Source organism: Qipengyuania sp. BR81-2 (assembly GCF_055693895.1).
The window spans coordinates 568,336-590,044 of record NZ_CM146344.1 but is presented as its reverse complement, the minus strand read 5'-3'; the positions used below and the strand labels follow the sequence as shown (position 1 = coordinate 590,044).

23 protein-coding genes and 1 pseudogene are annotated in these 21,709 nt (G+C 63.9%); 13 read left to right on the top strand and 11 right to left on the bottom strand.

The genetic code is table 11. The annotated features are described in order from the left end of the window. Positions 1-2: 2 nt before the first annotated feature. Positions 3-1,109 (bottom strand): pyrophosphate--fructose-6-phosphate 1-phosphotransferase, encoded by a 1,107-nt coding sequence (locus ACZ1G8_RS02970; RefSeq protein ID WP_472681173.1) that lies wholly within the window; start codon positions 1,107-1,109, stop codon positions 3-5. Positions 1,110-1,434: 325 nt separating this feature from the next. On the opposite strand from ACZ1G8_RS02970, the gene ACZ1G8_RS02965 reads away from it, so the two are divergent. Then, complete coding sequence (locus ACZ1G8_RS02965; RefSeq protein WP_472680331.1) at positions 1,435-2,307, top strand: crotonase/enoyl-CoA hydratase family protein; 873 nt, start codon at positions 1,435-1,437, stop codon at positions 2,305-2,307. A gap of 78 nt (positions 2,308-2,385) precedes the next feature. Continuing rightward, positions 2,386-2,856: a MarR family winged helix-turn-helix transcriptional regulator gene (locus ACZ1G8_RS02960; RefSeq protein WP_222442878.1), complete on the top strand. Its 471-nt coding sequence runs from the start codon at positions 2,386-2,388 to the stop codon at positions 2,854-2,856. A 54-nt stretch (positions 2,857-2,910) separates the two neighbouring features. Here the strand turns inward: ACZ1G8_RS02960 and ACZ1G8_RS02955 are convergent, their stop codons facing one another. The 7 genes and pseudogenes from ACZ1G8_RS02955 to ACZ1G8_RS02925 all read right to left on the bottom strand — a co-directional run bounded on the left by ACZ1G8_RS02955 (position 2,911) and on the right by ACZ1G8_RS02925 (position 10,347). Beyond that, positions 2,911-3,897, bottom strand: a complete 987-nt coding sequence (locus tag ACZ1G8_RS02955) for a type II secretion system F family protein (protein ID WP_472680330.1) — start codon at positions 3,895-3,897, stop codon at positions 2,911-2,913. Positions 3,898-3,918: 21 nt separating this feature from the next. Then, entirely contained in the window at positions 3,919-4,890 is a 972-nt protein-coding gene (locus ACZ1G8_RS02950; protein ID WP_472680329.1) for a type II secretion system F family protein, read from the bottom strand. Between the two features lie 80 nt (positions 4,891-4,970). Continuing rightward, a pseudogene (locus tag ACZ1G8_RS02945) lies at positions 4,971-6,249 on the bottom strand (AAA family ATPase). 3 nt (positions 6,250-6,252) lie between these two features. After that, positions 6,253-6,903, bottom strand: coding sequence for a CpaD family pilus assembly protein (locus ACZ1G8_RS02940; protein ID WP_472680328.1), 651 nt, complete (start codon positions 6,901-6,903; stop codon positions 6,253-6,255). A gap of 14 nt (positions 6,904-6,917) precedes the next feature. Continuing rightward, the gene (locus tag ACZ1G8_RS02935; protein WP_472680327.1) at positions 6,918-8,459 is read right to left on the bottom strand and encodes a type II and III secretion system protein family protein; all 1,542 of its coding nucleotides are present in this window, start codon (positions 8,457-8,459) and stop codon (positions 6,918-6,920) included. Positions 8,460-8,499: 40 nt separating this feature from the next. Beyond that, positions 8,500-9,579 (bottom strand): Flp pilus assembly protein CpaB, encoded by a 1,080-nt coding sequence (cpaB, locus tag ACZ1G8_RS02930; RefSeq protein ID WP_472680326.1) that lies wholly within the window; start codon positions 9,577-9,579, stop codon positions 8,500-8,502. A 78-nt stretch (positions 9,580-9,657) separates the two neighbouring features. Next, the gene (locus tag ACZ1G8_RS02925) at positions 9,658-10,347 is read right to left on the bottom strand and encodes an A24 family peptidase (RefSeq protein WP_472680325.1); all 690 of its coding nucleotides are present in this window, start codon (positions 10,345-10,347) and stop codon (positions 9,658-9,660) included. A gap of 101 nt (positions 10,348-10,448) precedes the next feature. Here ACZ1G8_RS02925 and ACZ1G8_RS02920 point away from each other — a divergent pair, with 101 nt between their 5' ends. The 3 genes from ACZ1G8_RS02920 to ACZ1G8_RS02910 all read left to right on the top strand — a co-directional run bounded on the left by ACZ1G8_RS02920 (position 10,449) and on the right by ACZ1G8_RS02910 (position 12,773). After that, entirely contained in the window at positions 10,449-11,441 is a 993-nt protein-coding gene (locus ACZ1G8_RS02920) for an alpha/beta fold hydrolase (protein ID WP_472680324.1), read from the top strand. Next, positions 11,438-12,535 carry an NAD(P)/FAD-dependent oxidoreductase gene (locus tag ACZ1G8_RS02915; protein ID WP_472680323.1) on the top strand — a complete coding sequence of 366 codons (1,098 nt, stop codon included), beginning with the start codon at positions 11,438-11,440 and terminating at the stop codon, positions 12,533-12,535. Before ACZ1G8_RS02920 ends, ACZ1G8_RS02915 begins: the two co-directional genes overlap by 4 nt. Before the next feature lie 61 nt (positions 12,536-12,596). Next, positions 12,597-12,773, top strand: a complete 177-nt coding sequence (locus ACZ1G8_RS02910; protein WP_200982644.1) for a YegP family protein — start codon at positions 12,597-12,599, stop codon at positions 12,771-12,773. A gap of 6 nt (positions 12,774-12,779) precedes the next feature. Here the strand turns inward: ACZ1G8_RS02910 and rnhA are convergent, their stop codons facing one another. The 3 genes from rnhA to ispH are packed head-to-tail and all read right to left on the bottom strand — an operon-like array spanning position 12,780 to position 15,191. After that, complete coding sequence (gene rnhA, locus ACZ1G8_RS02905; protein WP_472680322.1) at positions 12,780-13,226, bottom strand: ribonuclease HI; 447 nt, start codon at positions 13,224-13,226, stop codon at positions 12,780-12,782. Between the two features lie 27 nt (positions 13,227-13,253). After that, positions 13,254-14,204 carry a homoserine kinase gene (locus tag ACZ1G8_RS02900; RefSeq protein WP_472680321.1) on the bottom strand — a complete coding sequence of 317 codons (951 nt, stop codon included), beginning with the start codon at positions 14,202-14,204 and terminating at the stop codon, positions 13,254-13,256. Next, the gene (gene ispH, locus ACZ1G8_RS02895; protein ID WP_472680320.1) at positions 14,205-15,191 is read right to left on the bottom strand and encodes a 4-hydroxy-3-methylbut-2-enyl diphosphate reductase; all 987 of its coding nucleotides are present in this window, start codon (positions 15,189-15,191) and stop codon (positions 14,205-14,207) included. A gap of 93 nt (positions 15,192-15,284) precedes the next feature. Between ispH and ACZ1G8_RS02890 the strand changes: the two genes are divergently transcribed. The 8 genes from ACZ1G8_RS02890 to tatB all read left to right on the top strand — a co-directional run bounded on the left by ACZ1G8_RS02890 (position 15,285) and on the right by tatB (position 21,708). Then, entirely contained in the window at positions 15,285-15,935 is a 651-nt protein-coding gene (locus tag ACZ1G8_RS02890) for a hypothetical protein (protein WP_472680319.1), read from the top strand. A gap of 47 nt (positions 15,936-15,982) precedes the next feature. Next, entirely contained in the window at positions 15,983-17,719 is a 1,737-nt protein-coding gene (argS, locus tag ACZ1G8_RS02885; RefSeq protein WP_472680318.1) for an arginine--tRNA ligase, read from the top strand. 3 nt (positions 17,720-17,722) lie between these two features. Beyond that, positions 17,723-18,412 (top strand): SPOR domain-containing protein, encoded by a 690-nt coding sequence (locus tag ACZ1G8_RS02880; RefSeq protein WP_472680317.1) that lies wholly within the window; start codon positions 17,723-17,725, stop codon positions 18,410-18,412. 91 nt (positions 18,413-18,503) lie between these two features. Continuing rightward, a complete protein-coding gene (nagZ, locus tag ACZ1G8_RS02875) occupies positions 18,504-19,523 on the top strand; it encodes a beta-N-acetylhexosaminidase (protein ID WP_472680316.1) in 1,020 nt (339 codons plus the stop codon). Then, the gene (locus ACZ1G8_RS02870; RefSeq protein WP_472680315.1) at positions 19,520-20,323 is read left to right on the top strand and encodes a segregation and condensation protein A; all 804 of its coding nucleotides are present in this window, start codon (positions 19,520-19,522) and stop codon (positions 20,321-20,323) included. Before nagZ ends, ACZ1G8_RS02870 begins: the two co-directional genes overlap by 4 nt. Positions 20,324-20,373: 50 nt before the next feature. After that, entirely contained in the window at positions 20,374-20,937 is a 564-nt protein-coding gene (scpB, locus tag ACZ1G8_RS02865; protein ID WP_472681171.1) for an SMC-Scp complex subunit ScpB, read from the top strand. A 64-nt stretch (positions 20,938-21,001) separates the two neighbouring features. Then, a complete protein-coding gene (gene tatA, locus ACZ1G8_RS02860; RefSeq protein ID WP_472680314.1) occupies positions 21,002-21,232 on the top strand; it encodes a twin-arginine translocase TatA/TatE family subunit in 231 nt (76 codons plus the stop codon). Positions 21,233-21,258: 26 nt separating this feature from the next. After that, positions 21,259-21,708 (top strand): Sec-independent protein translocase protein TatB, encoded by a 450-nt coding sequence (gene tatB / locus ACZ1G8_RS02855; RefSeq protein ID WP_472680313.1) that lies wholly within the window; start codon positions 21,259-21,261, stop codon positions 21,706-21,708. Position 21,709 lies beyond the last annotated feature (1 nt).

The following is a 21,709-nucleotide window of genomic DNA, read 5'->3' as shown; positions in this document are numbered from 1 at the left end:
GCTCAGGCCTGTCCAAGTTCGGAGAGCAATTCCCTGAACCAGCTCTGCGTTACGTCGAAGTTCTTGCCGCCTGAAATGCGTTCGAATTCGATGACGCGGAGCTCGTCGCCGCGTTCCTCGTCGTGTCCGACGACCCCGCTCGTCCCCGCAAGTGCGGCGTCGACCGCCAGCCTCGTGCAATGCTCGATCAGCTCGCGATCCGAGGCGTTGGCGGGAGCGGAGCGCGAGAAATAGCCGCTCTTCTGGACCAGCACCTTTTCGGCGCCCAGTTCTTCGGCGAACCGGTCGGCGAACCACTGGCCGGGATTGATCTTGTCCAGTTTCACGTGGCCGAATGCATCGCGCGGAACCTCTTCGCCTGCCGCTTCCATTGCGGCGACGATCTCGCCCATTCCGGCGCCTTCGGAAATGAACAGGTTCACGCCGCCGTGTTCGTCCATGATGCCTCGGAGGCGCGCGACTTCCGCCGACAGGTCTAAAGCGCGCTCGGGGATGTAGACCCCGTGGACGTCCCAGCGGGCCGCGGCATTGTCGACCCATTCGGCAAATGGCGCGGTGCCGACCCATTCGTGGTGCGCGCGCGCGGTCGCAGCGGTCAGCCAGCCGCAGTGGCGGCCCATGACCTCGTGCACGATCAGCATGTTCGGATTGGCGGAGAATTCCGCGATGATATTGCGGGCGTAGAGCGCACCCTGTTCCGCGGCGGTCCAGGCGCCCAGCGACTGGCGGATCGGTACGACGTCGTTGTCGATGGTCTTTGGCAGGCCGACCACGGTGAGGTCGGAGCCGATCTTGGCGAGATGCGCCTTCAGGTCGGCGGCAGCGGTGTTGGTATCGTCCCCGCCGATCGTGTGGAGGATGTCGATCCCGTCGCGCTTCAGCTGCTCGGCGGCGACCTCGAGCGGGTCCTGCCCTTCCTCGACCAGTCCGCGTTTCACGCAGTCCTCGACATTGGTCAGCTTCACACGGCTGTTGCCGATGGGGCTGCCGCCGAAGGCGTGGAGGCGGCCTGCATTGGCGCGCACGTCTGCGGTCGCTTCGATCCAGTTGCCGGTGAGAAGGCCTGCATAGCCATTGCGATAGGCGACGATGCGGACATCGGGCGCGATCTCGGTATAGCGCTCGATCAGTCCGCCGACGGCGGAGGACAGGCAGGGCGCGAGCCCCCTGCGGTAAGCATGGCTACGGTTTTCTCTCCCATGCGCTGCCTTGTGCCAAGGGCGGGGGAGTTAGACTAGGCTTTAGGCAATGACTACGAATGCACGGGCGCGCTTCCCTACTCGCCCGCTTGTGCCTATCGTCTCGCCAGATGCCACGGTCCTCACGCTATTCCTTTCCGCGCCCGATTGCCGTTCTTCGCGCCGCGAGAGGCTTTTGCTCCAGGACCGTGTTCCATGTGTTCCAAGCTGACGGGTCCGAGGGAGACGAATCCAAATGAGTTCCTACACGCAGATCAAGCTCGACATCGCCGATGGCATTGCCACCGTGACGCTGCACCGGCCTGAGAAGATGAACGCCTTCACGCGGGTCATGATGCAGGAGTTCATCGATGCGCTCGACGTGACCGATGCCGATGACAGCGTGCGGGCCGTGATCGTAACCGGGCACGGCGACCGGGCCTTCTGCGCCGGTGCCGACCTGACGCCCGAGGGTGGCGGACATGTCTTCTCCGACCCGAACCCGGTCGAGGACCTCTCCGACGAGCGCGTGCGCGACGGGGGAGGGCGGCTGACGCTGCGTCTGTTCGATTCCAAGAACCCGTTGATCGGCGCCTGCAACGGCGTGGCCGTGGGCGTGGGCGCGACGATGCAGCTGCCCTTCGACATCCGCCTGTGCAGCGAGAATGCGCGTTTCGGCTTCGTCTTCGCTCGGCGCGGGATCACGCCGGAAGCGGCAAGCAGCTGGTTCCTGCCGCGCCTTGTCGGCATGCAGACCGCACTCGAATGGTGCATGACCGGGCGGATCTTCAACGCGGTGGAGGCGCTTGATCGCGGCCTTGTCCGCTCGGTCCACCCGCAGAAAGAGCTGATGGATGCAGCCATGGGTATTGCGCGCGAGATTGCAGACAACACCTCGGCAGTTTCGGTCGCCATGACCCGCGCGATGCTCTGGCGGCTGGGAGCGGCGGGCCATCCCATGGATGCGCACCGGATCGACAGCCGCGCGATCTATCGCCTCAGCCGCAGCGACGATGCGAAAGAGGGTATCGCGAGCTTTCTGGAAAAGCGTGCGCCGGCCTATCCAGACACGGTCGGCAAGGACATGCCAGACTTCTACCCATGGTGGGATCAGCCTGCCTACAAATAGGCCCTTCGGGTAGTTGCACATGTGATAGTCACAGGTGAAACCTTGCCAAGCGCTACGGGAAGGTTACAGCTATGGCCTATGCCGTCACGCCAACCAGCAAAACGCCTAGCAGACTTCCTGCCGTACCAGCTGTCGATCGCTTCGAACGCGATCTCGACGCGGATCGCGGAGCAGTACCGCAAGCGGTTTGCGCTCAAGACTACCGAGTGGCGCATCATGGCGGTTCTCGGCGACAGCGGACCGCTGACGCAGCGCGAGCTTTCGCAGATGACGCTGATGGACAAGGTGCCGGTCAACCGCGCCTGCAAGGTCCTCGAGACCCGTGGTCTCGCCAAGCGCGCGCCCAATGCGAAGGACGGTCGCTCGCACCTGCTCGAACTCACGGCAGAGGGAAGGGCGGTGCACGCCGGCATTATGCCGCTCGCGCTGAAGATCGAGGCCGAGATGTTCTCTGTCCTCTCGGCCGAGGAGCAGGAGACGTTCCGCGAAATGCTTTCCCGCCTGCGCGACAATGCTGGCGAATTCGACGCAGAAAGCCTGGCCGACTAAGATAGCCGACCAGGCTTTTCGCTTGGTTCTATGTGGCTCCTTGCGGAGCTTCGATCACGAGAACGCGTCGGAGATCGAACAGGCTGCCGGGCCAAGGATCACGATGAACAGCACCGGCAGGATGAACAGGATCAGCGGCACGGTCATGATCGCCGGAAGGCGTGCGGCCTTCTCCTCGGCGCGCATCATGCGCTCGTTACGGAACTCGGCCGACAGCACCCGCAGCGCGGAAGCAAGCGGCGTACCGTAACGTTCGGTCTGGACCATGGTCGTGACCACGCCCTTCACCGCCTCGAGGTTCACGCGATAGGCGAGGTTGTCGAAGGCCTTCTTGCGCTCGTTTAGGAAGGACAGCTCGATCGCGGTCAGGGCGAATTCGTCACCCAGTTCCGGATAGGCGCGGCCCAATTCCTTGGCGACGCGGTTGAAGGCGGCGTCGACCGTAAGACCGGCCTCGGCGCAGATGACCAGAAGGTCGAGCGCGTCGGGGAGACCCTTGCGGATCGCGTCGGTACGCTTGCCTGCGATGTTGGCGAGGTAGATCTCCGGGCCCTTGTAGCCGAGGAAGACGATCAGGCCGAGCGCGGCGACGCGCTTGAATTGCCAGTCGGGATAAATCTCGACGACATAGAGCAGGATGGTCGCGATCAGGCCGAGCACGACCGGAAGCACCATACGCAAACCGATAAGGACGACTGCGAATTCCTTGTTGCGGAAGCCTGCCCAGGCAAGCTTCTGCTGCATTTCCTCGACCTGGCTGTCCTGAAGCACCTTCATGTTGCCGAGCGTGTCGCGCACCTTGTCGGTGGTGTCCGACTTGCGCACGAGGCTCTGGCGCTTCTTCGTGCCCGAAGTGACGAGGCCAGCCTTGAGCTCTTCGCGGCGTCCCTCGAGCGCCTTCACGCGCTTTGCCATCGGGTCCTTGATGGTGACAGCTGTGTAGATCGCGAAAACGACCGCCAGCGCTGCAATTCCCATCAGGATCGAACCGACGAGGATGACGTCGAAGCCGAGGAGTGTGGGTCCGGTACCGGTTTCCATGATATCTGTTCCCTCGGGTCCTTAGATTTCGAAGCTGACCATCTTGGCCATGATGAAGCCGCCGATGCTCATCCACACGAGCCCGCCAAGGCCGGTCACGATGAGACGCTCGTCCTCGAAGAAGCCGCCGATGTAACCGGGGTTGATCCACCAGATCAGGACGAAGACGATGAATGGCAGCGCGCCGACGATGTAGGCCGAGGCCTTCGATTCCGAGCTCATCGCGCGGATCTTGAGTTTCATCTGGGCGCGTTTGCGCAGCACGTCCGACAGGTTCGAGAGCGTCTCGGCGAGGTTACCACCGGTTTCGCGCTGAATGGCGAGCGTGATGCAGAAGAAGTTGAATTCCGGGATGTTGAGCCTGTCGGCGGTTTCCTGGAGCGATTCCTCCATGGTCCGGCCGATCTTGATGCGCTCGACGATGCCCTTGAATTCCGCGCCGACCGGGCCAGGCACTTCCTGGGCCACGACCGCAAGCGTTTCGGTCACGGGAAGACCCGAGCGGAGGCCACGAACGAGCAGTTCGATGGCGTCCGGGAACTTCGCGTTGAACTGGTTGGTGCGCTTCTTGATAGCGCGGCCGACGATGAAGTGCGGAATGCCCGCACCTGCAAAGGTGCCGATCGCGAGAGACAGGGGCAGCGAGCCCGAGCGAAGGAACATGATCAGCGCGACCACGAGACCAATGCCGAGCGAAGCATAGGCATACTGGCTGAGCGTCCAGCCCTTGCCGGTGCGATCCAGGCGCAAGGCAAGCGCTTCGATGCGCGAATCCGAACCCGCAGTCTTGTGTGCCTTGGGCTTACGGGCTGCGATCGCCTTCTTGAGCTGCGACTCCACCTTGGTGTCGGTGCTCTCCGAGTGGCGATAGCGCAGCTGCTGCAGGCGTCGCTGGCCGTTCTTGCCGACATTGGGGCCCGCAATGATGGCGTAACCCAAGACGAGCAAGGCGAGAACGCCGCCGGCAACCAGCATGAGCTGGATCGTGTTCATCTGTCTACTCCGTCCCGTCCGTCATTCGTTGGTCTGCTTCCGCCACGCAGGGGACTGGCCCGCGCGTGCCGGTTGCATGATTATTCGGCTTCTGCCTTGTCCTTCTTCGACATTAGGCCCTTGAGGTCGAAGCCGCCGAGCAGCGATTTCTTGCCGGCAACTTCCGCTGCCTCTTCGCTGTCGGAATCGCCGAGGCCGATGATGCGGCTGCCGAGCTGCTTGATGCCCGCAGTCGCCTTGCCCGAGCTGTTCGCGTCGATGAAGGTCTTGCCGAGCTTGGCTGCCGTGGCTGCGCCCTTCTGGTCGTACGGGATCGAGATATCGATCTTGCGTTCGATCGAGGCTTCGAAATCGGCTTTGCTGATTTCGGCAGCGCCGGGCTGGACCTTGTTCGCGACGACCACCGGGGTGGCGTGCGCGGCATTGGTCTTGAGCCAAGAAAGCAGGCGGATCGTGTCGCGCGCAGAAGCGAGCGTCATTTCCGTAACCAGCGTCACGACATTCACGTCGTTGAGCAGGTGCGGGAAGTTGATCAGCATGTTGCGCGGCAGGTCGACCAGCGTCATCTCGAAGGCGTGGCGGAATTCTTCCTGCAGCTGCAGGAAGGCCGCGCCGTCGGTCATCAGCGGCGAGTTGATCGGCGCCTCTGCCGAGAGGATGGCGAGGTTGTTGTTGGCGCGGATCATGGCGCGTTCGATGAACAGGCCATCGATACGGCTCGGATTGTCGATCGCGTCGGTCAGGCCGCGGCCCGGTTCGAGATCGAGCGTCAGCGCGCCGGTACCGAAGTGAACGTCGAGATCGAGCAGTGCGGTCGGCATGTTCTTCTCGGCGCTATAGAGCCAGGCGAGCGAAGTCGCGAGGGTCGAGGCACCGACACCGCCGCGGGTTCCCACGATGGCGGTCGAGATGTGACGCGTGACCTGTTCGGCTTCACCGCCACGCGGCGCGCTGAACACTGCCTGTGCCGCATTGAGCGAGATCGCGCAGCACCGAAGCCGAAAGCGGCTTCAGCAGGTAGTCGTGGATGCCGCTCGCGAGCAGGTCGCGATAAAGGCGCACGTCGTTGACCTGGCCGATGGCGATCACGACTGTACCGGGCTCGCAAACCTCGGCGAGGGCGTTGATGTCGTTCAGCGGGTCGCCGCTTTCCGACAGGTCGACCATCAGGATGTTCGGGCTAGCCGACACCGACAGCGACTGCACGGCGTTGCGCAGGCCACCCTTGTTGCACTTCTCGGGCTGCCAGCCGAGCTCGATGACGACCGGGCGAAGAACGTCCAGCGCGGTCTCGTCGCAGATATAGGCTGCGAACGCATCGCGATTGCCGGGCATTCCGGGTTTCTGGAAAGCGCTCATGGCTCAGTTGCCTCCTTCGGTGTTGATTTCAGGCAGGCCACCAGCACCCGTCGGCTCTGCATCGCGATAGGTTTGGATAGCCTTGGTGGAAGTGGTCACGACCGTCTCGCCCGTACCCTGCTGACCCACGATTAGGTCTTCCGGATTGGCGACCATGGCAGCAAGGTTGCTGTTGGTTGCGCAGCCGTAGTTCGGGTTCGTCGCGTTCTTGTCGTTGCCTTCGGCCGTGTGCGACCAGTCCGGGCAGCCCGGAACCGATGCGCTTGAGCGGGTGATGACCACGCGGGCCTGACCCGGCGTTGCACGACCTGCGGTTACCGGGGCGCCTTCGGCGACCAGGATGCCGTAACGGCCGGCCAGCGCCGCGACATCGTCGCGAACGGCGAGGCTGTTACCCGCGTCGTCGATCGAAAGGCGGTCGCCGTAGCGAAGGCCCATGCTTTCGAACCAGCCGGCGAGACGCTGCTGTTCGCTGACGGGCAGACCGTCGGCCGATGTGTTCACGTCGAGCACGTAGTTCGAGCGTTCGACCACCGGCTGCTTGACGCTGTAAAGCGTGCGGTTGTCCATGTTGACGCCGCCACATGCACCCAGCGTGAGAGCAAGCGAGGCTGCCAGCGGAGCGGCGAGTTTGCGAGTGATGTTGATACGCATGATACTCGTCTCCCTTATTCGAAGCTGAAGCCGGGCTTGGCAGCCGCGGTCTTCTCGTTACGGCGAGCCTCGGCGGGCATTGCCACCTGGGCTTCGTCCTGCTCGGCCTGCGAGACCTGCGGAGCGGCATCGCTGCCACTTGCCGAAGGCATCGGACGCTGCTGGCCGACGGATCCGCCACCTTCGCGCAGAGTGACGAGGCGCTGGAGTTCGGTCGGCTTGAGATAGCCGTCCGTCGGCAGCTTGATCTCGTTGGCGTTGACCGGCTTCACCAGATAAGGCGTCACCACGATTACGAGTTCTGTTTCGCCCTTGCGATAGTTGGTCGAGCGGAACAGGTTACCAAGGATCGGCACGTCGCCGAGGCCCGGAGCTTTCTCGATCGTGTTCTGCGAGCTGTTGGACAGCAGGCCGGCAATCATGAAGCTCTGGCCGGAGCCGAGATCCACGGTCGTTTCCGCACGGCGAGTGATCAAAGCCGGGATCTGGAAACCGTTGAGCGTGATGGCGCCCTGGCTCGAGAGTTCCGACACTTCCGGTCGCACGCGGATCGAGATGCGGCCATTGGCCAGAACCGTAGGCGTGTAAGCGAGGCTGACACCGTAGTTCTTGTATTCGATCGTGGTGGTTCCAAGACCGCCGCTTAGCGGGATCGGGAATTCGCCACCGGCAAGGAATTCGGCCGTTTCGCCCGAAAGCGCGGTCAGGTTCGGCTGCGACAGCGTGGTCACGAGGCCCTGCGTCTCGGCAAGGTCGAGAGCCGAGGCGATATCGAGACCCAGGAGGTTGCCCTCGACGCCGAAGGTCGTACCCTGTTCGCCGCCCGGGATCACGGTGGCCCCGTCGGGACCTTCGGTGAGGCCCACGCCGAGACCGGCGGGCGAACCAGGTGTATACTGCGGGATCCACGAACCCGAGCCCTGTCCGACACCGATCTTGAAACCGCTCGAGGCGTCGACCGAGGCGAGGTTCACGCCGATGGCGCGGACGACGCTGCGGCTGACTTCGGCGATGCGGACCTGCAGGTTGACCTGCAGCGGCGTTGCCATGCGCAGGCGGCTGATGACGTTGGTGCCTTCACCGACATATGCTTCGACCAGCGCCTGGGCGTCGGCTGCATCTTCGGGAGCGGCGACCGTGCCGGTCAGGAGCACCGTGTTGGTGCCCATCGTGGCGACGTTGATCTTGGCCTGCGGCATTGCCAGCGAGAGCATCTGGTCGATGCTGCCGATGTTCGAACCGACGCGGACGTTGGCTGCCCAGATGATGTCGCCTGCAGCGTTGCTGGCATAGACCGTGGTTTCACCCGATCCCTTGCCGAACAGGTACAGCTGGCGCTGCGACTTCACCTGCACATCGGCGACGGCATCGTTAGAGATGAACACATCGGCCATATTGCCGGGCACGTTGACGAGTTCGCCGCGGCCGATCGAAAGGACGATCTCCTGGCTCGGGCTGACGACCGACTGGGCCGTGGCCACGTTCGTCGGGACTGCTGCCAGAGGCGCGAGCGCCAGGCCGGCGAGCAGCAATTTAGCGGTAAGACGACGTTTCATGGAATGGCCCCCTGAATGGCTTCCTGTCTTGATCATCGGATTAGCGAACGGTGCTCAGCGCGACCGGAACGGTGTTGCCGGCGTTGCGAGTTCCACTAGCGACCGAGGCGTTGAGTGCTCCTGCACGGCCAACGGTGACGCGTTCTGCGGTCTTGCCGCGGGTAACGATCACGGTCGGACCGCCGGTACGGACCTGGGCAGCGCCGCCGCCGTTGCCGCCTGCACCGCCGCGCGGGCGAGACTGTGCGGGCATCGAGCTGCGCTGGAAGCGCGAGACATCGCCGCCGGTGACATAGGTACCCTTGGCATCGTCGGGACGTGCGGCGACTTCGCGCAGCAGGCGTTCCTCTTCTTCCGGGCTCGCGTCGTCGGGGATGACGAGCTCGCCCGACGCAAGGGCACGTTCGAGTTCGTTCTCGTTGTCGGCGAGCGAACGCAGCGCGAGGCTCAGCGTACCGATCGTCTGGGCAACTGCGACCTTCTCGGCGATGGTCGGCGTCACTTCGAGAGTAACCGTGCGGAAGGCCTTGACCTGAGTCTTGCCATCGACAGTCGTCTGCGTGGTCGATTGGTCGGTCGCGAGGATGCGAAGGTTACGAAGGATGGTTTCCGACGTTTTCAGCGGAGCACCTTCTTCACCCTGCACGGTCTGCGTGAGGACCATGTCGACACGGTCGCCCGGGAAGACGAAGCCGGCAACGCCGCTCTTGGCGTCCACGGGAACAGTGACTGCGCGCATGCCTGGCGTAAGGGCAGCTGCGAGGAAGCCGCGGTCGCCCGGGCTCACCAGCGAGCCCTGCGTGACCGGCTCACCTGCGGTAACCGGATGGCGGACGACGGTGCCGATCAGCTTCGAGACGTCTGCTTCCCCATCGAGGAAGTAGGCGTTCTGGACCAGCTCTTCCGGCCACAGCTGGTAGCCGATGGCGTCTGCCGTGATGATGGTGCCGGTCGGCAGCGCACGCTGCGCGACGAGAACCTTGGGCCCCTGCGGTTCGACAACCGCTGCGGCCTCTGCCTGCGGAGCTGCTGCTCCGGCGAACATGCTGCGGGCTACAAGAGCGGTACCGATCGCAATGACCAGCGCGCCAACCAACAGAACCAGCTTCTTCCTATCCATGGCTATTAAGCCCCCTCGTATGGCCCGCTTGGAATCGGATGCGGGCGACTATGGTTTCCGTGTCTAAGTGGCGATTGGTTAAAATCGGGTTTTCAGCCCGCCACAGGTGCAGAAAAACTCGTCAGAAAGACGCCGCCGACGATCCACAGGCCCGCAATCGAGATCGCGAGGCCGTAAGGAACACGCGGCTGGTGCTTGTGACGACGGATGATTCTGAATCGACACCAGGGTCACCGCCGCGAGGATCGCGATGGGGATCAAAGCGATGGCCAGCGGACCGGCTGCGCTTGTCGAGATCGCCTCGATGATGCTGCCCGGCACGGCGAGCTTCGGCCCGCCCAGAACAGCACTGGCGAAGTTTGCAGCGATGAGCGTGCAGGCCACCAGGATGAAAGTGTCGCGGATCGGCTTGGCGCCGAGCACGTTCGAACGCGCGACACCCCAGATGCCCATGGCAAGCGTCAGCACCCAGCCGACCATTGCCATGATAAGGATGAGGCCGACGAAGTTGGTCGGCGGGAACCACAGCGCCAGCGCGGTGAGCAGCTTCACGTCGCCGCCGCCCATCTGGCGGATGGCGAAGAAGGCGCAGCAAACGACGAAGGTGGCCGCCGCGATGCCGATCTGAATGGCAACGTCCGGCCACAGCGACATGCCGCTCGCCCACCAGAACAGCGGAGCGCCCGCTGCGATTGCGATGTTGAGCTTGTTCCCGATCGTCCGGCTCTTGAGGTCGGTGAACGCGGCAACCAGCAGCGCGATTGCCAAGGCGCCGAGCAGAACGTAGGTGAAAATCTCTTGGTCCATGACCTGCCTTCGAAGTTGTTTCGAGGGCTGGCCTACCCAAACATGCTTACTAAAGAGTAACCATGACGACCGGTGAGACGGAGGTTGCAATCGCCGAGACTATCGAAAAGCCGATCGACAGGCGTGCCATTCCGCCCCTTGCGAGCGAAAGCCGCTGGCGGGCGGAAGACGGCCACGAGCTTCGCCGGATCGACTGGCCCGCGGGTTCGGAGCCCGCTCGGGGCTCCATCCTCTTCCTTCCCGGACGCGGCGATTTCTACGAGAAGTATCTCGAGAGCCTCGAGGAGTTGCACCGCGCAGGCTGGAAGGTCACTGCCGCTGACTGGCGGGGCCAGGCCGGCTCGGGCCGGTTGGGCGACGATCCGCTGACCGGCCATGTCGACGATTTCGACGACTGGGTCGCGGACCTGAAGCATTTCTGGGACAGCTGGGTTGCCGAAACACCGGGCCCGCATGTGCTCGCCGCACACTCTATGGGCGGCCACATCGTGACCCGCGCATTAGTAGATGGTGCCGTGAAGCCCGATGCCGTTGTCCTTTCCGCACCCATGCTCGGCATGGCCGGACCGCCGCTTCCGCTGGCGATGCTGCATTCGGTAGCAAAGGTGATGACAAAGATCGGCTCGCCCACGCGCCCTGCGTGGAAGTGGAGCGAAAAGCCTGGCGAGATGCCCGCGCGCCGCCGCGACCTACTTACCCACGACGATGATCGCTACGAGGACGAGCTGTGGTGGCGCGAGACGCGTCCCGAACTGGCCATGGGACCGGGCAGCTGGGGCTGGGTCGAGCGCGCCTATGCCTCGACCCGCGAACTCGAAGCGCCCGGCGCCATGGAGGCGGTGGATGTCCCGGTGCTCGTGATCTCCACCGTGAATGACAAGTTGGTGAAGCACGAGGCCGCAGCGCGCGCTGCCAGCAGGTTCCCCAAGGGCGAACTGCTCTCATTCGGGCCAGAGGCGCATCACGAGATCCTGCGTGAAGTCGACGGGGTTCGCCGCCGCGCCATGGACGGCATCACCGAATTCCTCGACCGGGTGGTGCCCGCAAGGCAGTGACGACTTACGATTTCGCCATTGTCGGAGCCGGGATTGCCGGTGCGAGCCTTGCTGCGGAACTGGCAGAGGGCGGGGCGAAAGTGCTCCTGCTCGAGGCCGAGGACCGTCCGGGCTACCATTCCACCGGCAGGTCGGCGGCATTCTGGGAAGAATGCTACGGCGGGCCTGAGATCGTCCCGCTGACGCTCGCCTCGGGCGAGTACCTGCGCGACAACGGTTTTCTCAGCAAGCGCGGCGCGCTCTATATCGGGAGGCAGGAAGATGCGGGCGCGCTCGATCGGTTCATGGAGAGGTTCGGCGATACCGGGGCAACGATCGAGCGGCTGCACCGCGAAGCGCTCGCCGGGAAAGTCCTCGGCCTGCGCGAGGACTGGACAGATGCGGTCTGGGAGCCTGCCTGCGCCGACATCGACGTGGCTGGCCTCCACGCGCACTATCTCGCGCGTGCGCGCAAGGGCGGGGTCGACCTTGTATGCCGGGCAAGGGTCGATGGCCTCTCAAGAAAAGATGCCCATTGGACCATAAAGACCGCTGCAGGCGACACCTACGAGGCGAGCTGGGTGGTCAATGCGGCGGGGGCTTGGGCCGACAGTCTCGCACAGCTTGCAGGTGCTCGTCCGCTCGGCATCGGACCGCTGCGACGCACCGTGGTGCAATTGCGTATCGATCCCGTCGTGCCTGCCGACCAGCCGCTCGTGCTGGATATATCGGGGCACTTCTACTTCAAGCCGGAGGCGGGGCGCCTTTGGCTGAGCCCGCATGACGAGATACCCAGCGAGCCCTGCGATGCCGCACCTGAAGAGATCGATGTGGCGACTGCGATCGACCGGTTCCAGCAGGTCGTCGACTGCCGGATCGAGGCTGTCGAACGCCGCTGGGCGGGACTGCGTAGTTTCTCGCCCGATCGGCTGCCGGTCTACGGGCTCGATCCTCTGGTGGAAGGTTTCGCCTGGTTTGCCGGGCAGGGCGGCTACGGAATCCAGACCTCTCCAGCCGCCGCGCGCCTTGCCGCGCAGCTGCTTCTCGGGGCGGGCAGGGATGCAATGACCGAGAAACTTGATGCTTCGCTCTACGATCCTGCACGCTTTGCCTAGCCAAGAGCGTATCATTTGTTAGGGTACGCGACCCATTCACAATTATCGGGAGAGCCCATCGATGGCGCACCACTTCAAGATCAAGCAGAACAAGAAGGGCGAATACGTCGCTTACTTCATGTACAATTCGGAAACGATGTTCTGGACCGAGGGCTACAGCTCGAAGGCCAGCGCCAAAAACGCCATCGAATCGATCAAGAAGAACGGCCCGGGCGCCGAAACGGTTGACGAGAGCTAATCATATCTAGCTTCCGCCAGCGGCGATCGCTTCGGCGGCGTCGCTGGCGAGGCTATCCACCCGCTCGTTTTCCGGATGGCCTGCGTGACCCTTTACCCAATGCCAATCCACCCGATGGCGACCGGTCAGATCGATAAGGTCATGCCAAAGGTCGGCATTGCGCACCGGCTTCTTGCTGGCATTTACCCAGCCGCGCTTCTTCCAGCCGTGCACCCACTTCGTGATGCCGTCGATCAGATACTTGCTGTCGGTGTAGAGTTCGACTTCGCAAGGCTCGATCAGCGCCGATAGCGCGCGGATCGCTGCAGTCATCTCCATCCGGTTGTTGGTGGTGTCTGCTTCACCGCCCGACATTTCCTTCTCATGCCGCCCCATGCGCAGCAGCGCGCCCCAGCCTCCTGGACCGGGATTGCCCTTGCATGCGCCATCGGTGAATATCTCGACCCGCTTCATGCTTGCGCCCCTAGCGCGGGATGCGCTTCAGGAAAACGCTTCAGCGCCCTTCTTGGCGTAAAAATCCCAGCGCCGGACGAAGTCCATGGGGTCCTTGCGCAGGACGTGGGCATCGCTGGGCGTATCGAGCCAGTCCTCTGCGCGGCTGGCGACGAAGCGCTGGCATGCTCCTTGTGCGAGCAGCGGCAGTGCTTCGCGTTCGTCGTCGCCGAGCGGGCGAACCTTCTCGTAACCCGAGACGAGGGCTTTCCCGAGTTCCGGTGCGAATGTGCCGCCAGGGAAGCACCAGGCTGCGTGCGTGACGGCGAGGTCGTAGGCCATGGTGTCGTTGCAGGCGAAATAGAAGTCGATCATTCCCGAGACCTTGCTGCCCAGCATGAGGACGTTGTCGGGAAACAAATCGGAGTGGATTACCGACCGCGGCAGGTCCGTAGGCCAGTCCGCTACCTGTGCGCGCGCCCGCGGCAGGATGTCGGGTAGGGCTGGATCGATGCCTGCAAGTGCGTTTTCGCCGCATTTCTCGAGCACGGCCAGTGTATCGGCGGGCGCAAGGTCGTTCGTCCGCTCCATGGCGAAATCCTGCGACGCGATGTGGACCCGTGCAAGCGCAGCTCCGACCGCCTCGGCCTGCTCTGCCGTCGGTTCGGTCGGGGAAACACCAGGCAGGAATTCAATCAATGCGACCGCCTTGCCGTCGAACTGCCGGAAGGCAGCGCCCGAACGGTCGTGGATGGTGGCGGGGACCGCACAGCCATTTGCCGCAAGATGGTCCAGCAGACCGAGGAAGAACGGCAGTTGCGCCGTGTCGATGCGGCGCTCGTACATCGTCAGGATGTACCGGCCGCGGCTGGTCTCGATCAGCCAGTTGGAATTGGAGATACCTTCTGCGATGCCGTTCGCAGAAGTAAGCTCGCCGACATCATATTCCGCGATCAGGCGCGCGAGATCCTCCGCGCCGAGATGCGTGTAGACCGCCACCTATTCGGTCAGCTGGCGTGGCAGCTTGAAGACCATGTTCTCTTCGGCGGCGGCAATGGGGTGTTCGTCCACCAGGCGCCATTCCGAAATCCGGTCGACGACTTCGCGCACCAGTTTCTCTGGCGCCGAAGCCCCGGCGGTCAGGCCGAGGGTGCCGACGCCTTCGAGCCATTCGGGCTGGATCTCATCGGCCCGCTGGATCAACCGTGCGTCGGTACCGAGTCGCTCTGCGACTTCGACCAAGCGAAGCGAATTGGAGGAATTGGGCGCACCGATTACCAGCACCAGGTCGCTCTTGGGCGCGATGATCTTTACTGCGGCCTGGCGATTGCTGGTCGCGTAACAAATATCTTCTGCCTTGGGTGCGACAATCTGCGGGTAGCGCGCCTCGAGCGCGTGGATGATCTCGGCCGTATCGTCGACCGAGAGTGTGGTCTGGGTAAGGTAGGACAGGTCGTTGTCCTGCGAGAAGGATAGCGCTGCAACGTCCTCGACCGTCTCTACGAGCGTGATCTGGCCTTCGGGCACCTGGCCCATGGTGCCGATCACCTCGGGGTGGCCTGCATGGCCGATGAAGATGATGTGCTGGCCCTTTTCGATCTGGCGTTCGGCCTGGCGGTGAACCTTGCTCACCAGCGGGCAGGTGGCATCGACATATAGCAGCTTGCGGCGCTCCGCCTCTGCCGGGACCGATTTCGGCACGCCGTGCGCGGAAAAAACGACAGGAACGTCGTCGGGAACCTCGTCCAGTTCCTCGACGAAAATCGCGCCCTTGGCCTTGAGGCTGTCGACCACATAGCGGTTGTGGACGATTTCGTGGCGAACGTAGACCGGGGCGCCATATTTTTCGAGCGCGCGCTCGACGATCTCGATCGCGCGGTCGACACCGGCGCAAAAGCCGCGCGGAGCCGCGATCAGGAGCTGGAGCGGCAGGCGTGGATCGCCTTGGGCCGGATTTTGTGTCGTGGACGGAAAGGGGGCGTTCATGAGTGCCCCTCTAGCGCTTTGCATCGTGCCAAGCTAGGGCACGCGTCGCCCCGACGGGCTCTTGAATACGAACACATGAGGAATGTCGCCGACATGACCAATCGCTTTCGCCTCCTGACTGCCCTTGGAATGGGTCTCGCGCTTGCCGGATGCAAGTCCGACGGCGAACTCGTGGTGCAGGGCAATGCAGTGGGTATCACGGCAGTGCGCACCGCCTGCCCCGCAGTTGGCATTCCCGATTACACAGGCGACGTCACCCTCTTCCGTGGCGCGACGAAGACGCTGGCGGACCTCGACGTGACAGCCGCGATGACCAATCTTACCTCCACCTGCAACGAGGCGAACGACAGGGTCTATTCCGAAGCGAGCTTCGACGTGGTTGCCCGTCGCACCGATGTGCGCGGCGCGCGCACCGTCGAGCTTCCCTATTTCACCACCGTCCTGCGCGGCGGCACGGCCGTCGTGACGAAGCGCGTCGGCACCGTGACGCTTACCTTCGCCGACGGTGAAGAGCGCGCCCGCGCAACGGGCAAGGCCGGTGCTTTCGTCAATCGCGCCGATGCGACGCTGCCGGCAGACGTCGTCGAACGGATTACCCGTCGCCGCAAGCCCGGAGATCCCGACGCTGCGCTCGACCCGCTGGCAGATCCCGAAGTACGTGCCGCTGTCCAGCGCGCGACCTTCGAACTGCTCGTCGGCTTCCAGCTCACCGAGGACCAGCTGCGCTACAACGCGACGCGTTGATGCTCTGACACCTTGCCATTTTGCGCCATTCGTCTAGGCGCGCGGGCATGGCTGACATCCAGACTCTTCACGCCGGTTTCGCGGCGAAAATCGATGCCGTTCTCAATGCGCTCGAGATGGAAGGACACCTTCCTCCCGAGACCAACCGTTCGGGCGTTACCGTAGAGCCGCCGCGCGATCCCTCGCATGGCGACCTTGCGACCAATGCCGCGATGGTCCTCGCCAAGCAGGCGAAGACCAATCCTCGCGCGCTGGCCGAGCTGATCGTCGAGCATCTGACGCGCGAGCCCGACATCACCGAAGCGACCATCGCCGGCCCGGGCTTCATCAACCTGCGCCTGTCCGAACAGGCATGGCTGCGCGAACTCGAGGCCATCGCCGCTCTGGGTGAGGATTATGGCCGCTCGCAACTGGGCGGCGGGCAGACGGTCAATGTCGAATATGTCTCGGCCAACCCGACCGGCCCGATGCATATGGGCCATTGCCGCGGCGCGGTGGTGGGCGATGCGCTTGCCGGCCTGCTCGAGTTTTCCGGCCACAAGGTCATCCGCGAATACTACGTCAATGATGCCGGCGGGCAGGTGGACGTGCTCGCCCGCTCTGCGCACCTTCGCTACCGCGAGGCGCTGGGCGAAGAGATCGAAATCCCCGAGGGGCTTTATCCCGGCGATTACCTGAAGCCGGTCGGCGAACGCCTCGCACAGGAGTTCGGCCCGGCCTACAAGGACGCGCCCGAGAGCGAATGGCTCGAGCTCTTCCGCGAACGCGCGGTCGCCGCGATGATGGACATGATCCGCGAAGACCTTTCGCTGCTCGGCATCCATCACGACCTGTTCTCCTCCGAGGCCAAGCTGCAGGCAGCGAAAAAGCCCGAAGAAGCCGAGGCGTGGCTGCGCGAACACGGCTTCGTCTACGACGGCGTACTCGAAGCGCCCAAGGGCAAGGCCCCGCCGGAAGACTGGGAGCCGGTCGAACTGCCGCTCTTCCGCTCGACCGAATTCGGTGACGACCAGGATCGCCCGATCAAGAAATCGAACGGTGCATGGACCTATTTCGGCGCCGATCTCGCCTATCACTTCCAGAAAGCCGAAAACGCCGATGCACTGATCGACATCTGGGGTGCGGACCACGCCGGTACGGTTAAGCGCATCAAGGCTGCCGTCGCCGCGCTCACCAAGGGCGCTGGCCGCGATGTGCCGTTCGACGTGAAGCTGGTGCAGATGGTCAACCTGATGCGCGACGGCGAGCCGGTGAAGATGTCGAAGCGCGCTGGCACTTTCGTCACGCTCGCCGATGTGGTGAAGGAAGTGGGCAAGGACGTGGTGCGTTTCACCATGCTGACCCGCAAGCCCGAAGCACAGATGGAATTCGATTTCGCTAAGGTGGTCGAAGCCTCGAAGGACAACCCGGTTTTCTACCTCCAGTATGCCCATGCGCGTATCCGCTCGACGCTGCGCAAGGCAGGTGTCGAGCCAAGCGATACGAATCTCGACCGCCTAGGTGCGGACGAACTCGCACTGGTGCGCGAGGCGGCCCAGTTCCCGCGCGTGGTCGAAGCCGCCGCAAAGGCCCGCGAACCGCACCGTATCGCCTTTTTCCTCGGCGATCTCGCCGCCGCCTTCCACAGTTTCTGGAATGCGGGTAATGATGATCCTGCAAAGCGGATCATCCAGGACGATGACGCAGAGCTGACCGCTGCACGACTGTTTGTCGCAGCCCAGGTCGGCCAGGTGATCCGCAACGGTCTCGGCATTCTCGGTGTCGAGGCGGTCGAGGAGATGTGAGCCATGACGCATACGCCTTTCGGGACTGACCAGGACTGGGACGACGGCGAGGACCTCGAGCTGATCGAGTCCGAAGATCGCTTGCCTTGGCTCGAGGCGGATGACGAGGAAGAGGCCGACGAGGGTTTCGCAACTTCGCGTCTCGTCATGCTTGGCGTGCTCTCGCTCGCGCTGGTCGGCGCTTTGGTGGCGGGCGCGTGGTTCCTGCTGGGGTCGGGCGGAAACGAACCGCTGGCTGACGGCAGCCTGATCGAAGCGCCGGACGAACCCTACAAGACCCGGCCAGAAGATGCCGGGGGCAAGACTTTCCCGGGTACGGGCGACACCAGCTATGCGGTCGGCGAAGGCCAGACCCGCGAGGCCAAGCTTGCCGACACGCCTCCGGCGCCTCCGCCCGAGGAAGTCGCCGGACCTTCGCTCGCGACCACCCTCAACGAAGGGCCGCGGGTGCCCGAACCGACCGGAGTGGCCGTCCAGGTCGGCGCTTTCCCGACCCGAACTGCTGCCAACGAGGCGTGGGGCAGGCTGATGCGCCAGACGGAGGCCCTGAACGGCGTGCGCAACCGCGTTGTCGAGGCGCAGGTGGATATCGGCACGGTTTACCGCCTCCAGGCACTTCCGGGCGATCGGGCCGCTGCAAAGGCGCTCTGTGACCGCCTGAAAGCCGAGGGTCTCGCCTGTTTCGTGAAATAGGGCGCCATTTCGGACTCGATCTGGCTTAATTTCCACACCTGTGGACTCAGCTGCGCTTGGATTCGCAGGCGAAAAGCAGCAGCATCGCCCCATGACACCCGCCATTTTCGGCATTTCCGGGCCTGAACTCACGCCCGACGAACGCGCCTTCTTCAAGGAGGCCGATCCGGCGGGCTACATTCTGTTCGCGCGCAATTGCGAAACCCGCGAGCAGATGCGGCGGCTGACCGACGATTTGCGGGCGATTCACGGCCGCGACCGACTGATTATCTCGATTGACCAGGAAGGTGGCCGTGTCGTGCGGATGAAGCCGCCCGAATGGCCGAAATACCCGGCCGGCGAGGCCTTCGCGAAGCTTTACGAGGCGGCTCCCGCCTCCGCGATCGAAGCGACACGCGTCAATGCAGAGGCGATGGCGATCGAGCTGGCCCATGTCGGCATCACCGTCGATTACCATGCACCTTTCGACGTCCGCCGTCCGGAGACCGACGACGTGATCGGCGACCGCGCGCTGGGTAGCGATCCGATGCAGGTCGCGGCGCTGGGTCGTGCAGTCCTCGACGGGATGGCGCGGGCCGGTGTTGTCGGATGTCTCAAGCACATGCCGGGTCACGGTCGCGCGACGGTGGACAGCCACAAGGAATTGCCCCGCGTCACTGCTAGCGCGCAAGAGCTCGAAACCGATATCGAGCCCTTCCGCACGCTGTCCTCGCACCCACTCGGCATGAGCGCGCATATCGTGTTCGACGCCTGGGACGCCGAAAATCCGGCGACGCTTTCGAAGAAGGTCATCGGCGAGATCATTCGCGGCCAGATCGGTTTCGACGGGCTGTTGCTGACCGACGATATCGACATGCAGGCGCTCGACGGGACGATCCCCGAGCGCGGCGCCAAGGCGCTCGATGCGGGTTGCGACATCATCTTGAATTGCTGGGCTAAAATGGACGACCAGCAGGAGATCGCCAACCGCTTCCCCGACCTCTCGGACAAGACCGCCGCGCGCCTCGAACGGGTGTATGCCGCGATGGGAGATGCTCCGGATACCGGCAAGGCCGCGGACCTTCTTGCGAAGCGCGATGCGCTGCTCGCCATTACCGAGGAGGCCGCATGACCGAGGGCGTTCTCTTCACCGATCCTCCCCAGCAGGAGACCGAAAACTGGGAGGGCATCGCTGCCGAGGCGACCGCCGACAAGGACGCGCTCTATCTCGAGCTCGATGGCTGGGAGGGTCCGCTCGACCTGCTGCTCGACCTTGCGCGGCGCCAGAAGGTCGACCTGCGCGAAATCTCGATCCTCGCACTGGTGGAGCAATATCTCGACTATATCGAGCAGGCCGAGGCGCTGAAGCTTGAACTGGCCGCCGATTACCTCGTGATGGCGGCGTGGCTCGCCTACCTCAAATCGGCGATGCTCCTGCCCAAGGAAGAGCAGGAGGATCCGAGCCCCGAGGAACTGGCGCTCAAGCTACAGCTGCGCCTCCAGCGGCTTGGTGCCATGCGCGAGGCGGCAGGCCGCCTGATGGGCGGGGACCGGATCGGGCGCGACGTGTTCCTGCGCGGGTCGCCCGAAGGTCTCGCGATCGTCCGCAAGACGCAGTGGGAATGCGACCAGTTCTCCCTGATCGAGGCCTATGGCCGCGTGAAGGCGCGCACTGCGCCCGCGGTCCACATGGTTCGCGAGCGGCCGGTGATGACGCTCGAATCGGCGCTCGACCGCGTGTCCAACATGCTCGGCGTGACGCTCGAATGGATGGAGCTGCGTGATTTCCTCCCGCCGCATGCCGAGCCGCGCCTGCGCCGCTCGGCGCTGGCCTCCAGCTTCGTGGCCGCGCTTGAACTGGCGCGCATGGGCAAGGCGGAGATCGCGCAGGAGGAGACCTTCGGCCCGATGCGCCTGAGGCGGGTCGCGTGACCGAGCTCGAACGCGCCGTCGAAGCCGCGCTGTTCGCAGCGGAAGAACCAATGAGCGTCGATGCGATTGCGGGTTTCCTCGGCGATGCGGAAAAGGCGGAGGTGCGCGAAGCGCTCAAGGCTCTCGCCGAGACCTACGAGAAACGCGGCATCCACCTCGTCGAGCGTGGGAAGCGCTGGCATTTCGAGACCGCACCTGATCTAGCGCACCTGCTGCGCAAGGAGCGCGAACAGGTCCGCCGCCTCAGTCGTGCAGCGACCGAGGTCCTTGCGATCATCGCCTATCACGAGCCGGTCAGCCGCGCGGAAATCGAATCGATCCGCGGCGTGCAGACGTCGGGCGGGACGCTCGACGTGCTGATGGAAGCGGGCTGGGTGAAGATTGCCGGCCGCCGCGAGGTTCCGGGCCGCCCGACGATCTATGCGACTACGCCCGAGTTCCTCGACCATTTTGGCCTGACCAGCCGCCGCGACCTGCCCGGAATTGCGGAATTGCGCGCGACAGGCCTGCTCGACCCGGTCGAAGACGCCTACGAGGACCTGATGGGCGAGGGCGACAGCGAGGAGCCGCAGGAAGAGGTTGAGGCCGACGAACAGGCAAACGACGCGGCCTGACTGGCGTTCGCGCCATCGCACGCCTATATTGGCCATAACAGCCCACGCTCAAAAGGTATTTACAATGTCGCTCGGCCCCTGGCAGCTCATCATTATCGCCCTCGTCATCCTCGTCCTTTTCGGGCGCGGTCGCATCTCGGAAATGATGGGTGATTTCGGCAAGGGAATCAAAAGCTTCAAGAAGGGCATGAACGAGGACGACGCCGAGCCGACGAAGCAGATTTCGCACGAGGCGAAGCCGGCGGAAGAGGGCCTGAAGGACGACCAGGTCAAGACTACCTCTGAGCCCAAGTGATCCGCAGCTAGGCGGAGCTATTTTCGATGTTCGATATCGGCGCGGCCGAATTGCTGGTGATCGTCGTGGTGGCGATCCTCGTGATCGGCCCCAAGGACATGCCCAAGGCCATGCGTACCGCGGGACGCTGGATCGGCAAGCTGCGCCGCATGTCCTCGCACTTCCGTGCCGGTCTCGACGAGATGGTCCGCCAGGCCGAGATCGAGGACATGGAAGACAAGTGGGCCAAGCGTAACGAAGAGATCATGGCAAAGTACCCCAAGGGTACCGAGGCCGAAGCGGGCGCTCCCGAGAACATCCTGCCGCCCGACCAAGGAATGGAGCCGCTGGCCGCCGCAGAGGAAGTGCCCGACGCAGATGCCGTCGCAGAGGCCGCCATAAAGCGCGCCGCGCCCAAGAAAGCGCCCGAGCACAGCGGCGAGAAGCCTTCGGACGAGCCTGGCCTGCCTTTCGGCGAACCGGAAAAGGGCAGCTGAC

Excerpts from the sequence above, each read along its gene's own strand:
- ACZ1G8_RS02965 (WP_472680331.1), top strand. The coding sequence starts at position 1,435 with ATGAGTTCCTACACGCAGATCAAGCTCGACATCGCCGATGGCATTGCC.
- ACZ1G8_RS02960 (WP_222442878.1), top strand. The coding sequence starts at position 2,386 with ATGCCGTCACGCCAACCAGCAAAACGCCTAGCAGACTTCCTGCCGTAC.
- ACZ1G8_RS02955 (WP_472680330.1), bottom strand. The coding sequence starts at position 3,897 with ATGGAAACCGGTACCGGACCCACACTCCTCGGCTTCGACGTCATCCTC.
- ACZ1G8_RS02950 (WP_472680329.1), bottom strand. The coding sequence starts at position 4,890 with ATGAACACGATCCAGCTCATGCTGGTTGCCGGCGGCGTTCTCGCCTTG.
- ACZ1G8_RS02940 (WP_472680328.1), bottom strand. The coding sequence starts at position 6,903 with ATGCGTATCAACATCACTCGCAAACTCGCCGCTCCGCTGGCAGCCTCG.
- ACZ1G8_RS02935 (WP_472680327.1), bottom strand. The coding sequence starts at position 8,459 with ATGAAACGTCGTCTTACCGCTAAATTGCTGCTCGCCGGCCTGGCGCTC.
- cpaB (WP_472680326.1), bottom strand. The coding sequence starts at position 9,579 with ATGGATAGGAAGAAGCTGGTTCTGTTGGTTGGCGCGCTGGTCATTGCG.
- ACZ1G8_RS02920 (WP_472680324.1), top strand. The coding sequence starts at position 10,449 with ATGACGACCGGTGAGACGGAGGTTGCAATCGCCGAGACTATCGAAAAG.
- ACZ1G8_RS02910 (WP_200982644.1), top strand. The coding sequence starts at position 12,597 with ATGGCGCACCACTTCAAGATCAAGCAGAACAAGAAGGGCGAATACGTC.
- rnhA (WP_472680322.1), bottom strand. The coding sequence starts at position 13,226 with ATGAAGCGGGTCGAGATATTCACCGATGGCGCATGCAAGGGCAATCCC.
- ispH (WP_472680320.1), bottom strand. The coding sequence starts at position 15,191 with ATGAACGCCCCCTTTCCGTCCACGACACAAAATCCGGCCCAAGGCGAT.
- ACZ1G8_RS02890 (WP_472680319.1), top strand. The coding sequence starts at position 15,285 with ATGACCAATCGCTTTCGCCTCCTGACTGCCCTTGGAATGGGTCTCGCG.
- argS (WP_472680318.1), top strand. The coding sequence starts at position 15,983 with ATGGCTGACATCCAGACTCTTCACGCCGGTTTCGCGGCGAAAATCGAT.
- ACZ1G8_RS02880 (WP_472680317.1), top strand. The coding sequence starts at position 17,723 with ATGACGCATACGCCTTTCGGGACTGACCAGGACTGGGACGACGGCGAG.
- nagZ (WP_472680316.1), top strand. The coding sequence starts at position 18,504 with ATGACACCCGCCATTTTCGGCATTTCCGGGCCTGAACTCACGCCCGAC.
- ACZ1G8_RS02870 (WP_472680315.1), top strand. The coding sequence starts at position 19,520 with ATGACCGAGGGCGTTCTCTTCACCGATCCTCCCCAGCAGGAGACCGAA.
- scpB (WP_472681171.1), top strand. The coding sequence starts at position 20,374 with ATGAGCGTCGATGCGATTGCGGGTTTCCTCGGCGATGCGGAAAAGGCG.
- tatA (WP_472680314.1), top strand. The coding sequence starts at position 21,002 with ATGTCGCTCGGCCCCTGGCAGCTCATCATTATCGCCCTCGTCATCCTC.
- tatB (WP_472680313.1), top strand. The coding sequence starts at position 21,259 with ATGTTCGATATCGGCGCGGCCGAATTGCTGGTGATCGTCGTGGTGGCG.